Origin of the sequence: Haloarchaeobius sp. FL176 (assembly GCF_024609245.1) — an archaeon.
Taxonomy (GTDB): Archaea; Halobacteriota; Halobacteria; order Halobacteriales; family Natrialbaceae; genus Haloarchaeobius.
In genome coordinates, this window is the sequence record NZ_JANJYH010000003.1 from 303382 (window position 1) to 318356 (window position 14975).

The window sequence follows — 14975 nt, forward strand, 5'->3', positions numbered from 1 at the left end:
AGGACCACCGTCCCTCAGTCCGAACCAGATTCTTCCGCCACTGCGAGCCGGATGCCTGCGTCAGCCGGTCGGCCCATCGACTCGAACTGCGCCGCGGTGAGCTCAGTCGTCAGCGGGAAGACCCGCCCGTCGACGTCGGGACGGCTCTCGACGTGTCGGTACGCAGTCCGGAACCGGAGCCCGGTGTTCGGAAGCTCGTCGGTCAGTGTGTCGCGTGGCACGTTCGGTGCCTGCGAGGGCGGAACGCCGACGACCGACGCACCGAGTTTCGAGAGGGTGAACGCCGGCTCCGCCCCGGCGGAGTACGTCATCGCCGCGGTTACGACCGTCACGCACTCCGGCTCGTAGTACGCCTCGTGGGTTCCCGCCTCGAACTCCGCGGCGACGGTTTCGCTGCCGCTGAGCCAGTCGCGCAGTCGGTCGACCTGTTGCTGACGGTCCGTCTCGAAGTACGACTCGAAGTCGAAGCCGGCCGGGTTGTCCGTCTCGCCGATGCGGTCCTCGTCGTCGATGCAGTCGCGGTACAGCGGCGAATCCTTCGGAACCCGGATGTGGTCTTCCCCACCCGTCGCGATTCCCTCCCACCCGTAGAGGACGTACGTGAGCAGGTTCGAGAGCAGGGAGTTCCCGCCGGTGTTCGCTCGCGTGTCGATGACGAGGTGGTCCGTACCCGCGCTTTTCATCTCGGTGACGAGGTCGGTCAGTATCTCGACAGCCGACGGGAGGTCGGCGACGACGGCCTCGATGTCGTCCGGGGCTGCGGCATCGACGACACGGTCGTGGGTACTCCGGGCAACCTCCACGGCCTGCTCGTGGCCGATACTACGGAGGATTTCGGCGGCTTCGCGGTAGGAGAACATATCGGGCAGCACCAGCAGGGCCGTCGACCCGTCGTCGAGGAGGCGGAAGGCTGGTTCCCCGTTCGTCTCGGGCGGTTCGACGGTTCGCTCCAGCGTTACAACCAGGTCGTCGCGGGCGGTGGGGGCAACCACTCGCTCCTCTGTCGAGCCGTCGGTCGTCTCGATGCGGAAGGTCGGCTCGTGGACGGGATGACCGACGAGGAACCGGAGGGGGGTCACGTCACGGAGCGCGAGCGCGAGGGAGACACGGTCCTGGTAGACGTTGTCCGAACCCTCGAGCCATCGCATCCGTTCGAACAGTTCGTCGGCCGGCACGCCCTCGGCCGACACCACCCGGCCACCGAGCAGCTCGGCGTGTGCGTCGGCGTACACCTCGTCGACGTACAGTTCGTCGCCCACGACGCGGAGCCCGAGGGGCAACTCCCCGTCGATAGCGCTATCGTCGGGCGGTGAGATGTCAGTATGGCCGTCACGGACACCCGCGACCAGTTCAGCGACGCGCGGATAGAATTCGTGCAACGGTTCTCCAGCGTCGGGAATAGCACGGACGGCTTCCTCTACACATCGGTGGAAGTCGACGCGGCCGCCGTGGCCGTCGTACGGGTCCGGGTGTGCCGTTTCGAGCTGCTCGGCGAGGTGCCGAACGTCTGCGACGAGTTCGGATCTGGCGTACGTCTCGTCGTGGGGGACCATACCGGCTCCTCGCCCATCGAACGTAAAATTCTAGTGACCGACACGGGAGCGTCCGGCGATGGCTCAGTCGTCGCTCGACGCGAACCCGGTCGCACCGGCCTCTGCCATCGCGGCGGCGCTCTCGGGGAGCTCCTCGCGCACGTCGGTTGCGTCCTCCTCGGCGAGCACGCGCTCGTAGGCGTCAGGCATGACCTTCACGAACGAATCGAGCGCGGCCTCCCAGTTCTCGAGCAGCTCACGGCCGCGCTCGGAATCGGTGTAGGCGACGTGGTTCTCCACGAGGCGGCGGAGCATCGCGCGGTCACGCTCGTCGAGGTCGCGCTCGAGGTGGACCATCCCGGTGTTCAGGTCGCTCTCGAGGGCGTCGTCATCGTCGAGCACGTAGGCGATGCCGCCGGACATCCCGGCGGCGAAGTTCTTCCCGGTGCCGCCGAGGACGGCGACGACGCCGCCGGTCATGTACTCGCAGCCGTGGTCGCCGACGCCCTCGACGACGGCGGTCGCGCCGGAGTTGCGCACGGCGAAGCGCTCGCCGGCCATGCCGTTGACGTAGCACTCGCCGTCGGTCGAGCCGTACAGCGCGACGTTGCCCACGGCGACGTTGTCGGCGGGGTCGAAGCCGGCGTCGGCGGGCGTCTCGACGGCGATCCGCCCGCCGGAGAGGCCCTTGCCGACGTGGTCGTTCGCGCCGCCGACGAGGTGGAGCGCGACTCCCGAGGCGAGGAACGCGCCGAAGGACTGGCCGGCGGTGCCCCGCAGCGAGACGTTGACCGTGCCGTCGGGGAGGCCCGCCTCGCCGTACTCGCTGGCGATGGCGTTCGAGAGAATAGCGCCGACGGTGCGGTCGGTGTTGGACACCTCCGTGGCGATGCCGACGGGCTGGCCGCGGTCGACCGCGGGTTCGGCCTGTGCGAGCAGCTCGTAGTCGAGGTGGCCGTCGAGCTCGTGGTCCTGTTCGCGGACCTTCCGGCGCGGGCCGTCGCCCACGTCGGCGAGGACGGCGGAGAGGTCGAGCTGGCCGGCCTTCTCGTGGTCACGCTCCTGCTGGGTGAGGCAGTCGACCCGGCCGACCATCTCGTCGACGGTCTCGAAGCCGAGCGCGGCCATGATCTCGCGGAGCTCCTGGGCGACGAACGTGACGTAGTTGATGACGTGGTCGGGCGTGCCGGGGAACCGCGCCCGGAGGTCCTCGCGCTGGGTGGCGACGCCGACCGGGCAGGTGTTCTTGTGGCACTGGCGGGCCATCACGCAGCCGCCGGTGACGAGCGCGGCCGTACCGAAGATGTACTCCTCGGCACCGAGTAGTGCGGCGACGGCCACGTCGCGGCCGGTCTTCATGCCGCCGTCGGCGGTGAGCCGGACGCGGTCGCGGAGGCCGGTCCGGCGGAGCGTCTGGTTCGCCTCTGCGAGGCCGAGCTCCCACGGCAGGCCGGCGTTCTTGATGGAGGTCCGCGGCGACGCGCCGGTCCCGCCGGAGTGGCCCGAGATGTGGACGACGTCGGCGTTGGCCTTCGCGACGCCGGCCGCGATGGTGCCGATGCCGGCCTCCGACACGAGCTTGACGTTGATGTCCGCGTCGGGGCTGGACGCCTTCAGGTCGTAGATGAGCTGCTTGAGGTCCTCGATGGAGTAGATGTCGTGCAGCGGCGGCGGCGAGATGAGGCCGACGCCGGCCGTCGACTTGCGCACGTGGGCGATCATCTCGTTGACCTTCTCGCCCGGGAGGTGGCCGCCCTCGCCGGGCTTGCTGCCCTGTGCCATCTTGATCTGCAGTTCGTCGGCGTTCGCGAGGTACGTCGCGGTGACGCCGAAGCGGCCCGAGGCGACCTGCTTCACGGAACACTCCTTCTCGGTGTCGAAGCGCTCCGGGGGCTCGCCGCCCTCGCCGGTGTTGGCCTTCCCGCCGATGCGGTTCATCGCGACGGCGTTGTTCTCGTGCGCCTCCGGACTGAGACTCCCGAGACTCATCGCGGCCGTCGAGATGCGCTCGACGATGTCCGAGACCGGCTCCACCTCCTCGATGGAGATGGGGTCGCGGTCGCTGTCGAACTCGAGCAGCCCGCGCAGGGTCTGAAGCTGCTCGTTCTGGTCGTTGATCATCTCGGCGAACTCGCCGTAGTGCTCGTAGTCGCCGGCCCGCACGGACTGCTGGAGCGCGCCGACGGTGTTCGGGTTCCACTGGTGGTGGAGGCCGCCGGAGCGGTTCTCGTACTCGCCGGAGCGTTCGAGGTCGGGCGCGCCCTCGGTGTCGTAAGCCGTCGCGTGCCGGTCGCGCAGGTCGGCCTCGATGTCGCCGACGCCGATGCCCTCCGTGCGGTTCTCGGTGCCCTCGAAGTACTCGGCGACGAAGTCCGAGTCGAGCCCCACGGCTTCGAATATCTGCGCCCCCTGGTAGCTCTCGACCGTCGAGATGCCCATCTTCGCCATCGTCTTCAGCAGGCCGCCCTCGACCGCCTCGACGTAGGCGTCGATGGCCGCGGCGAGATCGGCGCCGTCCGGTCCTCTCGTCACGTCGGCGATGGTGCGGAACGCGAGGTACGGGTTGATCGCGTCCGCACCGTAGCCGACGAGCGTCGCGGTGTGGTGGACGGTGCGGGGGTCGCCCGACTCGACGACGAGCCCGGCGTGATTCCGCAGGCCGTTGCGAACGAGGTGGTGGTGGACCGCGCCCGTCGCGAGCAGGCTCGGGACCGGCAGGCGGTCGTCGTCCACGTCGCGGTCGGAGAGCACGACCACGTCCGCGCCGGCCTCGATGGCGGCGACGGCGTCCGCCCGGACGCGTTCGACGGCGGATTCGAGGTCGCCGTCGAGCGGGAACGTGATGTCGACGGCGTGACTCTCGATGCCGCCGCTCCCGTCACCGCCGTCGAGGTCCCGGATGGCACCCAGCTCGGCGTCGGTCAGCACGGGCGAGTCGGCGACGAGCTGGCGGGCGTGCTGGGGGCTCTCGCCGAGCAGGTTGCGCTGGTAGCCCATCCGCGTCTCCAGCGAGGTGACGAGCTCCTCGCGGATGTAGTCCAGCGGCGGGTTCGTCACCTGCGCGAACAGCTGCTTGAAGTAGGAGAACAGCGGCCGGTTGTAGTCCGAGAGGACCGACAGCGGCGTGTCGTCGCCCATCGAGCCGACGGGGTCCTTGCCCTTCTTGCTCATCGGTTCGATGAGGTTGTCGAGTTCGTCGCGGGTGTAGCCGTACACCGTCTGCCGGGCCCGGAGCTCGCTCGCGGCGGCATCGTCCGCGGGCGTCGGGCGCGGGTCGCCGTCCGCGTGGTCCGCGAGGTCGACCTGCTCCTTGGCGACCCAGTTGCCGTACTTCCCGTCGGCAAGGTCGTCGAACACCTCCTCGTCGGGCACGACGCGGCCCTCCTCGGGGTCGGCGAGGAACAGCTGGCCGGGCTGGAGGCGGCCGCGTTCGCTGACCTCGCTCTCGTCGAGCGCGAGTGCGCCGGCCTCGCTGGCCATCACGAGCCGGTCGTCGGTCGTCACGTCGTAGCGGCAGGGCCGGAGCCCGTTGCGGTCGAGCACCGCGCCGACGCGGTCGCCGTCGGTCGCACAGACCAGCGCGGGGCCGTCCCACGGCTCGACGAGCGACGCGTGGTAGTCGTAGAAGTCCTTGCGGGCGGGGTCCATCGAGTCGTCGCCGCGCCACGCCTCGGGGACGAGCATCCGCAGCGCGTGAGGCAGGTCGCGTTCCTGGGTGAGCAGTTCGAGCGCGTTGTCGACGCTCGCGGTGTCTGACTGGTCCGGGTCCTGGATGATGGGTCGGATGGCGTCGAGGTCCAGTTCGTCGGACTCGAGGTCCGTCTGCCGGGCCCGCATCCAGTTGACGTTGCCCTGGATGGTGTTGAACTCGCCGTTGTGGACGATGCCGCGGTACGGGTGCGCGAGGTGCCACGCGCCGAGCGTGTTCGTCGAGAAGCGCTCGTGGACCAGCACGAACGTCGAGTCCACGCGCTCGTCGCGCAGGTCCGGGTAGTAGTTCGGGAGCTGTTCGCCCGTCAGGAGCCCCTTGTAGACGAGCGTCTTGCGGTCGAGCGAGCAGACGTAGAAGCGCTCCGCCCCCTCGAACTCGACCTCGTCGACGGTCTTCTCGACGACGCGGCGGGCCTCGTACAGCGACCGGTCGAAGGTCTCGGTGTCGGTACCGGAGTCGGCGGGCGCGACGACCGCCTGCCAGACGTCCGGCTCGGAGTCGAGCGCGGTCTGGCCCAGCCCCTCGTTGTCCGTCGGGACATCCCGCCAGTGCAGCACGTCGACGCCGCGGTCGTCGAGTGTCGTCTCGACGAGCTCCTGCATCGGTTCGCGTTCGTCGGCGGCCTGCGGGAAGAAGAAGGAGCCGACGGCGTAGATCCCCGGCAGCTCCACGGGGAGTTCGTCGGCGAGGAACTCGTGGGGCGTCTGGAGCAGGATACCCGCGCCGTCGCCCGTGTTCGGTTCGGCACCGGTCGTCCCGCGGTGTTCGAGATTCTCGAGGAGTTCGAGCCCGTCGGCCACGACCGAGTGGTCGCTGCCGCCGTCCAGGTCCATCACCATCCCGACCCCGCAGTTGGACCGCTCGTCGTCCGGGTCCGCGAGCCCCCGGCTGGCAGGGGTGACCCGCTGTGGCTGATTCATGTGTACACGGGACACGGACTGGTATAAGAGGCTACTCCTGAATGGTTAAGGGTATTAATAACACATATAAGGAGAATTTAACAGTACGTACGCACGCGTCGTCGTCGGGTTCAGTCCTCGACGACGGTCACATCGCCGACCGCGAAGCGCGCGCCACCCGCCTCGCTTTCGGTGACCGTGACCGTCCAGCCGTGCGCGTCGACGATCTGTTCGACGATGGCGAGACCGAGCCCCGTCCCGGTCTCGCTGGACGTGACGCCCGTCTCGAAGACCGTGTCGCGCTCGTCCGCGGGAATGCCGACGCCGTCGTCGGCCACGCAGAAGCCCGAATCGATGTCGTCGACCCGGACAGACGTCACGTCCGCCGTGACCCCGTCGGCAGCCGAGCCGTGGTCGACGGCATTCCGCAGCAGGTTCTCGAACAGCCGCTTGAGCCGTCGGTCGTCCGCCTCGACGACCGCGTCCGTCTCGACGTCGAGAGAGATGTCGTCCGCGTCGACGTTCGCCCAGGCGCTCCGGGCGACGTTCGTGAGCTCCACCGGTGACATGTCGTCCACCTGCTGGCCATCACGGGCGAGTGCGAGCACCTCGTCGATGAGCTCTCGCATCCGCCCGAACGCGTACTCGACGTCGGCCGCCGCGTCCTCGTCGCCCGTCTCTCGGTACAGTTCGAACGAGCCCTCGCCGACGTTGAGCGGGTTCCGAAGGTCGTGTGCGAGGACGCTCGCGAACTCGTCGAGCCGGTCGTTCTGCCGCATGAGCCGCTCGCGCTGCTCCTCCAGCCTGAGGGTCTGCTCGACCTGTCGCATCGCGGCCGCCGTGTTCTCCGCGAGGATCTCCGCGAACCGCACGTCGGTCTCGTCGAAGGTGCCTGCGACCTTGCCGATGCTGAGGATGCCGTAGCGTCCGATGGGGAGGTACATCGCCGCGGTGAACGCCTCACGTTCGTACGGGTCCGCCTCGGGGGATATCTCCTCGTCGACGACCGTCTCGCCGCGCCGGAACGCACGCCCGTGCGGTGACGTTTCGATGTCGTACGGTGGCCGGTTGCCGACGTCTTCGATGGTCGCCCCGAAGGTGACGTGCCGGAGGACGTGCTCGTCGGGGTCGTACTCGCGGACGCCGACACCGGGGAACCCGAGCACCTCGTTGGCGGCCCGCCCACAGGTTTCGTACACCGACTCCGGCGTCTCCGCGGCGAGCAGTTCGCGCGTCGCCTGCTGGAGCGCATCGACCGTCTCGTCGTAGCGCTGGGTCGTGCTCACGTCGCGAATGGACCAGAGCACGCCCTCGAACTCGCCGTCGACGACGTACGGCGACAGCCGCATCATGTACTGCTTCAGGGGGCCGTCGCCACGCCGGACTTCCGAGCGGAAGGTCCGGGCTTCGGAGTCGGTCCCGATGTCGGCCGTCAGCAGCTCGAACCGCTCCCTGGTCGCCCGCGGCAGCACGTCGCGAGCCACCAGCTCGGAGAGGGTCGCGCCCACGATCTCTCGCACGCCGAGCCCGAAGACGACGGGCGTGCTCTCGTTGCCAGCACGGATCCGCCCGTCAGGGTCGACGACGAGCGCCGCGCCGGGCAACGATTCGATGACTGACTGCGTCTGGCTGTCGACCATGCGTTTTTGCTCCCTGGCCGTCGCTCGGCCCGGATATCAGAACGATAGCTGTGGACGAGTATGACTGTACTGGCCCGACACCCCGGAACGACACCGTGTTCGGGGGTGACGGTCGCCCCCGTGGAACGAGGCCGTCAGTACGTCTTCGCGAAGTACGCGATCTCCTCGGCCGGCTCGCCGCACATCGTGCACTCGTCGCTCTCGAGTTCGAGCGCCTCGCCGTCGTCGAGCTGAGCCTCGGGGACGGCCTCGTCGTCCATCGGCACGAGGGCGATCTCGGCGTGGACCTTCTCCTTCACCGCCTCCTCGCAGGCTTCGTCGCCACACCACGGCGTCTTCACGTAGCCACCGTGCTGGCCGATGGTGCCGAGGATCTCGTTGACGTCCTCGACCGCGCGGACGTTCTCGACGAGGTTCTCCTCCGCCGCGGCGTACAGCTTGTCGAACACCGCGTCGAGGTGCTCGTCGACGGCCTCGGCGATGTCGGCGCGGTCCTCGACGACCTCCTCGCCGTCGGGTCGGTGGACGACGGTGACCTCCTCGTCCTCGACCTCGTAGCCGCCGATCTCGAACCGGACGGGCACGCCGTTGAGCTCCCACTCGTTGAACTTGAAGCCGGGGTTGCGCTCGTCGCGGTCGTCGAGGTGGACGCGGACGCCGGCCTCCTGCAGCTCGGCGGCGATCTCGGAGGAGTACTGCATGACCTCCTCGCGGTTCTCGTCGTTGTAGATGGGGACGATGACGACCTGTTCGGGAGCGAGCGCGGGCGGCAGCACGAGCCCCTGGTCGTCCGAGTGGGTCATGATGAGCGCGCCGAGCGCCCGCCACGACAGCCCCCACGAGGTCGTGTACGCCGTCTGCTCGTCCTCGTCCTCGTCGGTGAACGTCACGTCGTACGCCGTCGCGAACGACTGGCCCAGGTGGTGGCTGGTGCCGCCCTGCACCGACTTCCCGTCGGGCATCAGCGCCTCGACCGACGTGGTGGTGTCCGCACCGGGGAACTTGTCGTGCTCGGGCTTGCAGCCACGCAGCACCGGAATCGCGAGCACGTCCTCGTACAGCTTCGCGTACTGGTCGAGGCGGGTCATCACCTCGTCCCACGCACCCTCGTCGGTGGCGTGGGCGGTGTGGCCCTCCTGCCAGAGGAACTCCTTCGTGCGGAAGAACGGCTTCGTCTCCGTCGCCTCCCACCGCACGACGCTCGCCCACTGGTTCAGCCGCATCGGCAGGTCGCGGTGGCTGCGCACCCAGTTACTGATGAAGGGCGTGATGATGGACTCGCTCGTCGGGCGGACCGCGAGGCGCTCCTCCAGCTCGTCGTGGCCGCCGTGGGTCACCCACGCGACCTCCGGGTCGAACCCCTCGACGATGTCCTTCTCCTGCTCGAGGTAGCTCTCGGGGATGAACAGCGGGAAGTAGCTGTTCGTGACGCCAGTCTCCTTGAACCAGCCGTCGAGGTGGTCCTGCAGTCGCTCCCACAGCTCGTAGCCCCGCGGTCGGGTGACGATGAACCCGCCCATCGGCGCGTAGTCCGCCAGCTTCGCCTTCTGGACCACTTCGGCGTACCACTCGCCCGTGTTGTACTCCTTGGACTCGGTGATGCCGAGCTCCTGTTCTCCACTCATTGTCTGTACGGACTCCTGTCTGGATTATAAACCCCTTGAAGGTGTGCGACTGCGTCTGCGTGTCGTTCTCGGTGCAACGGGTGTCACTACGAACAACCTGGCTGTCCCCCTGTTCGTGGGAACTCGTCGTGACTTGAACAGCCAGAAAGCCCTGGCGGTTGTGGGAACAGACTCGACCGCGAACAGCCAGAAACCCCCGGCGGGCTACACTCCCGCGGCTCGCTGCGCCCCTCGTTCCTTCGGTGCTTGCTTCGCCGAGGTTCGTGTAGCCCGCCGCCCCTTTCAGTCCCACCCACAGCAACTGCACCTCACGCCTCCCCAGCCTCCTGCGATGCTCGCTCCGCTGCGCTTCTCGTCCCTCGCACGCTGAGAGGCTCGCGGCCTTCGGCACGCGAGCCAGCGCGCGCCGGTTCCGGGGCTGGTAGGCCCACCTATCCGCCGCTGTCGGGTGACCATACCCAAGCCGGGGGCCGACGTGTAGATGTACGATGACATCCGGGGGAAGCATGAGAGGGGAGGAATCAGCATGAAGGTTTGCACCGGCGAGTGGCGCGTCCTCGGCACGCGCTCTGACGGGAGGACGATGCTCGTCCACCCGCTGTTCGAGACGGAGATTCCAGCCGCGGTGCGTGTCGGCGAGGCCGTCGCTGTCTCGACGACGAACTACGGCGGCGAGCTGCAGGGCGTGGTCGACGAGCTGGACCCCGGCAACCGCGTGAGAGCGGGCGTCTACCCTGGGACGCCGGGACGGTTCACGACCGTCGAGCGCACCGACGACCAGCGGCTCGTCCTCGGCTTCCGGCCGACCCGCACACCGGACTTCGTGGTGAGCCTCTGGAACGAGGCCGCCGCGGGCCACGCCGGCGACGGTCCCGTCGCGGCGAGCCGGTCCCTCTCGATACCCGAAGGGACCGCCGAGGTGTACGTCGCCCAGTCCGCGGCACGCGACGAGGACGACCTCTGGTGGGCGTTCGTCGGCGGGAGCGTCGAGGAATCGTTCTTCGACTCGTTCGACACCGCGCCGGGTCGCCCGGCGGAGTTCGTCGCGGGCAACCCCGCCAACGTCCCGTACTTCTGGGTGGTCAAGTTCTCGGAGCACGACACGCAGACGGCCCGACAGCTCGCCATCGCGGCCGGGCTGGTCGGGCAGGACGTCGATATCGACGCCGAACTGGCCGAACTTGCCGACGGGCTCGGCGGGAAAGTCGTCGCCTGACCCCGCTACTTCTCGCTGAACTCGACGCCCTCGCGTAGCTCGTGGTCCAGCAGTTCGTCGCCGTCGTCGTCGAAGTAGAACGTCGCGCGGACGGTGCCGCCGTCGAGGACCTGCGGGAGCCACAGCTCGTCGTCCGGCCACATCTCGTCGTAGGGCACCGACTCGCGGGACCGCCACTCGGGGACGGCCTCCGGCGTGGTCTCGGGCGTCCCGGCCACCTCCCGGGCGACGTACACGTGACACAGGAAGATGTGCTCCTCGCCGAAGAAGAAGTCGAACTCCGCACGCTTGGTGAGGTCCCCGACGTCGAGCCCGGTCTCCTCGCGCGTCTCCCGGACCGCGCTCTCGCGTGGCGTCTCGCCGGGTTCGACCTTCCCCCCGGGACCGTTGTAGAGGTCCGCGCCGAGCCCGCGACGCTTGTGGATCATCAGCAGCTCGTCGTCGGGCGCGAGCGGGAGGTCGCTCCGGACGGGGTAACAGAGGGTCGCCTCGTCGCGGTCGTCGGCCATACCTGCCTGACGGCGCGTCGGTCAGTTAGCTCTGTCGCCGTCGGTACGGTCCGGAGCGGTCGAGTCAGCGCCGGGAGCCAGCCCCCGGCGGTCGACGTACCAGACGAGCACGGCGACGGGGAGCGCCACCAGCGACGGCCAGATGCTCGAGCTCAGATAGACGTCGAGCGACGGGAGCTCGGCCCACGTCAGCGGGTAGAGGTACGGCGGCGCGACGCCCCCGGCCCGGATGACGAGGTAGTCCATGGCGACGTGGAGCCCCGTTCCTCCGAGGAGCGCGGCCAGTGCGACCCGACGCTCGGCGCGCTCGACCAGCACGACCCCGGCGACGAGGAGGCAGGTGACGACGCCGACGGTCTGGAGCGCGTACCACGAGCCAGTGACGCCCACGACCGTGGCCTGTGTGTCGCCCGTCACGAAGGCGCCCTTCGCCAGGTCGGGGGCGACCGCGCCCGCCGTCGCGAGGGGGACGTGTCGCCGGGCCAACCACGGGACGACCCACGACGCGACCGTGGCGACGACGAAGGCAGCGAGAGCATGGGTCAGCAGGTCGCTCACGGCTCACCCCCGCCGCCCGTTCTCGGCGTGAGAACGCCGCGCGCGAGGTTGAACCGCCAGTACAGCAGGAAGAACCCGAGCGCCCACAGCGCCGCGGCCGCGGAGGCGACGAACATGTAGGTGCGGTTCTCGCCGTGGGAGACGACGACCCGCTCGGCGTCGATACGGTGGTCCGATCGGGCGGTGCCATACACCTGCAGCTCGTCGCCGGCGTTGACGTTGGTCCCGGTATCGATGTCGGTGACGGTGACAGCCGTGTCCTCCGACCCAAAGGTGCCCGAGACCCCGTCGGACGTTACCGCGGTCACATCGATCCAGACGAACACGTGCTCACCGTGGTGTGCCTCGAACTCTGCGGCGAGCACCCGGTCGCTCGGGTACGTCCCCCTGTCGTCGGCCTGGGCGGTGTAGTCGACGGCCAGCCAGCCAGCGGCCACGAGACAGCAGACGACCATGAGCAGTCTGACGAGCGGTCGCTCCATCTGCCGAGACGCTTCTCGCCGCAAGGTCGTAGCTCGTTCGGTTGTCAGTCGACCGCGAACGGGCTCTCGCGTTCGTTCCAGCCCCACCCGGGGATGCGCTCCTGGGTGCCGGCGGCGAGCGCGGCGTCCAGGTCGTCTGCCCCGGCTGCATCGTCGGCGTCGCCGTGTGTCACGATGTCGGCGTAGTGGAACGTCGCCTCGCCGAGCATCCGCAGTGGCTGGCTGCCCGCGATGGTCGCCGCCAGCTCCCGACCGAGCACCTCGTCGACGACGAAGCCCGGGTAGTCCCCCTCGACGTCGAGGTCGCGGAGGAGCCCGACCAGCGCCGCGACGTTCACCGCCCGGTCGCCGTCGGCGAACGTCTCGTCCACGACCGCGACGTACTGCGCTTCGGTCACCGGGTCGACGTCGATACCGAACGTCTCGCCGAGGTCCGTGCGAACTCGATTCGTCAGCGGAACGACGACGTCGGCCCGGTCGCGGACCCACTCGTACTCGCGCTCGACGACGGCCTTCGTGACCTGCATGGGCCGTGCTACGGGCGGCCCTGCCCTGAGTATTGCGAAGGCTTTTATAACAGCGGCGGCATACGACCGAGTAAGCGGGTTCTCCCCGAGACCTCCCGACGAGCAAGCGACCGGGACGGGCTCGAACCGCAGTTTCCACCGACAATGTCTCGATACGACACGCGCGGCAACGCACGTCACCAGTCCGACAGCGGTGCGGACACTGGGGGGTGTGGCGATTCCGTCCGGGACGGACGGGGCGGGTCGCGCAGACGGTCGGCCGGGACGGGCGGAACACGCCGTCCGGACGCGACTGAATTTCTCGACATATGAGTTCCGTAGATCGACAACTCGAAGAACTGGAAGCAGAGATAAAGAGCGAGATACCGAGCGACATCTCGGTGTCCGCCGTCAAATACGAGGGACCTGAGCTGGTCGTCTACACACGCGACCCGAAGAAGTTCGCCCAGCAGGGCGACCTCATCCGCCAGCTCGCCTCGAAGCTACGAAAGCGCATCACGGTCCGGCCCGACCCCGACGTGCTCTCCCGACCGGAGTCCGCACGCGAGGAGATCATGGAGGTCATCCCCGAGGACGCGGGCGTGACCGACCTCGACTTCCACGCCGACACGGGCGAGGTCGTCATCGAAGCCGCGAAGCCGGGCATGGTCATCGGCCGCCACGGCTCGACCCTGCGCGAGATAACGAAGAAGGTCGGCTGGACCCCGGAGGTCGTCCGCACGCCGCCCATCGAGTCCTCGACGGTCTCGAACGTCCGCAACTTCCTCAAGCAGGAGCGCGACGAACGCCGACAGATCCTCGAACGGGTCGGCCGACAGATCCACCGCGAGGAGATGTCGAACGACGAGTACGTCCGTATCACGACGCTGGGCTGCTGTCGCGAGGTCGGGCGCGCCTCGTTCGTCCTCTCGACCCCGGAGACGCGCATCCTCATCGACTGCGGCGACAAGCCCGGTGCCGAGGACGAGGTCCCCTACCTGCAGGTGCCCGAGGCGCTCGGCGCGGGCGCGACCAACATCGACGCGGTCGTGCTGACCCACGCCCACCTCGACCACTCCGCACTCCTCCCGCTGCTGTTCAAGTACGGGTACGACGGCCCCATCTACACGACCGAGCCGACGCGTGACCTGATGGGCCTGCTCACGCTCGACTACCTCGACGTGGCTGCAAAGGAGGGCCGTGCGCCGCCGTACGAGTCCGAGATGGTGCGCGAAGCGATCAAGCACACCATCCCGCTGGAGTACGGCGACGTGACCGACATCGCGCCGGACGTGAAGCTCACGTTCCACAACGCCGGCCACATCCTCGGCTCCGCGGTGTCGCACTTCCACATCGGCGACGGCCTCTACAACGTCGCCTTCTCCGGCGACATCCACTACAAGGACACCCGCCTGTTCAACGGCGCGGTGAACGACTTCCCGCGCGTCGAGACGCTCGTACTCGAGTCCACCTACGGCGGGCGGAACGACTACCAGACCGATCAGGAAGACTCCGAACGCAAGCTCGTCGACGTCATCAACGAGGCCCACGAGCAGGACGGGAAAGTGCTCATCCCGGCGTTCGCCGTCGGGCGCTCCCAGGAGATCATGCTCGTCCTCGAAGAGGCCATGCGGAAGGGCGAGATACCCTCCATGCCGGTCCACCTCGACGGGATGATCTGGGAGGCGACCGCCATCCACTCCACGTACCCCGAGTACCTGCGCGACGACCTCCGCGACCGCATCTTCCACGAGGACGAGAACCCGTTCCTCGCCGACGAGTTCAACCACATCGACGGCGGCGAGGACGAACGACAGGAGGTCGCCGACGGCGGCCCCTGCATCATCCTCTCGACCTCCGGGATGGTCGAGGGCGGCCCCATCATGTCCTGGCTCCGCCACGTCGGCAAGGAGGAGGACTCGAAGATGGTGTTCGTCGGCTACCAGGCTCAGGGGACGCTGGGTCGCCGCATCCAGAACGGCTGGGACGAGATACCCATCAACGACCGCGGCGGCAACGGCGGCCGCTCGAACACGCTGAAGCTGAAGATGGACATCCACACCGTCGACGGGTTCTCCGGCCACGCCGACCGACAGGGCCTCGAAGACTTCGTCCGGACGATGAACCCCCGCCCCGAGAAAGTGCTCTGTGTCCACGGCGACGAGTCCTCCGTGCAGGACCTCTCCTCGGCGCTCTACCACGATTTCAACATGCGGACGTTCGCGCCGAAGAACCTGGAGACGTTCCGGTTCAAGTAACGCGACCACCCGGCCACCTCTCCCGGCAGAAGACATTT

At 68.5% G+C, this 14975-nt stretch carries 10 protein-coding genes; 2 read left to right on the forward strand and 8 right to left on the reverse strand.

Annotation, left to right across the window (positions count from 1 at the left end; genetic code table 11):
• Positions 1-14 precede the first annotated feature (14 nt).
• The 4 genes from NO978_RS07725 to proS all read right to left on the reverse strand — a co-directional run bounded on the left by NO978_RS07725 (position 15) and on the right by proS (position 9408).
• Positions 15-1553, reverse strand: coding sequence for a hypothetical protein (locus NO978_RS07725; RefSeq protein WP_257298972.1), 1539 nt, complete (start codon positions 1551-1553; stop codon positions 15-17).
• A 63-nt stretch (positions 1554-1616) separates the two neighbouring features.
• A complete protein-coding gene (gltB, locus tag NO978_RS07730) occupies positions 1617-6164 on the reverse strand; it encodes a glutamate synthase large subunit (RefSeq protein ID WP_257298973.1) in 4548 nt (1515 codons plus the stop codon).
• A gap of 110 nt (positions 6165-6274) precedes the next feature.
• A complete protein-coding gene (locus tag NO978_RS07735) occupies positions 6275-7783 on the reverse strand; it encodes an ATP-binding protein (protein ID WP_257298974.1) in 1509 nt (502 codons plus the stop codon).
• Between the two features lie 134 nt (positions 7784-7917).
• Complete coding sequence (gene proS / locus NO978_RS07740) at positions 7918-9408, reverse strand: proline--tRNA ligase (RefSeq protein ID WP_257298975.1); 1491 nt, start codon at positions 9406-9408, stop codon at positions 7918-7920.
• A 526-nt stretch (positions 9409-9934) separates the two neighbouring features.
• Between proS and NO978_RS07745 the strand changes: the two genes are divergently transcribed.
• Positions 9935-10624: a hypothetical protein gene (locus NO978_RS07745; protein WP_257298976.1), complete on the forward strand. Its 690-nt coding sequence runs from the start codon at positions 9935-9937 to the stop codon at positions 10622-10624.
• Positions 10625-10629: 5 nt separating this feature from the next.
• Here NO978_RS07745 and NO978_RS07750 read toward each other — a convergent pair whose 3' ends face one another.
• Genes NO978_RS07750 through NO978_RS07765 form a run of 4 tightly spaced genes read right to left on the reverse strand, consistent with a single transcriptional unit; the run spans position 10630 to position 12700 of the window.
• A complete protein-coding gene (locus NO978_RS07750) occupies positions 10630-11133 on the reverse strand; it encodes an 8-oxo-dGTP diphosphatase (protein WP_257298977.1) in 504 nt (167 codons plus the stop codon).
• Positions 11134-11154: 21 nt separating this feature from the next.
• A complete protein-coding gene (locus tag NO978_RS07755; RefSeq protein WP_257298978.1) occupies positions 11155-11691 on the reverse strand; it encodes a hypothetical protein in 537 nt (178 codons plus the stop codon).
• Positions 11688-12173 (reverse strand): hypothetical protein, encoded by a 486-nt coding sequence (locus NO978_RS07760; protein ID WP_257298979.1) that lies wholly within the window; start codon positions 12171-12173, stop codon positions 11688-11690. The genes NO978_RS07755 and NO978_RS07760 overlap by 4 nt, the downstream gene beginning before the upstream one ends.
• A 44-nt stretch (positions 12174-12217) precedes the next feature.
• Entirely contained in the window at positions 12218-12700 is a 483-nt protein-coding gene (locus tag NO978_RS07765; protein ID WP_257298980.1) for a hypothetical protein, read from the reverse strand.
• A 308-nt stretch (positions 12701-13008) separates the two neighbouring features.
• Between NO978_RS07765 and NO978_RS07770 the strand changes: the two genes are divergently transcribed.
• Positions 13009-14937 (forward strand): beta-CASP ribonuclease aCPSF1, encoded by a 1929-nt coding sequence (locus NO978_RS07770; RefSeq protein ID WP_257298981.1) that lies wholly within the window; start codon positions 13009-13011, stop codon positions 14935-14937.
• Positions 14938-14975 lie beyond the last annotated feature (38 nt).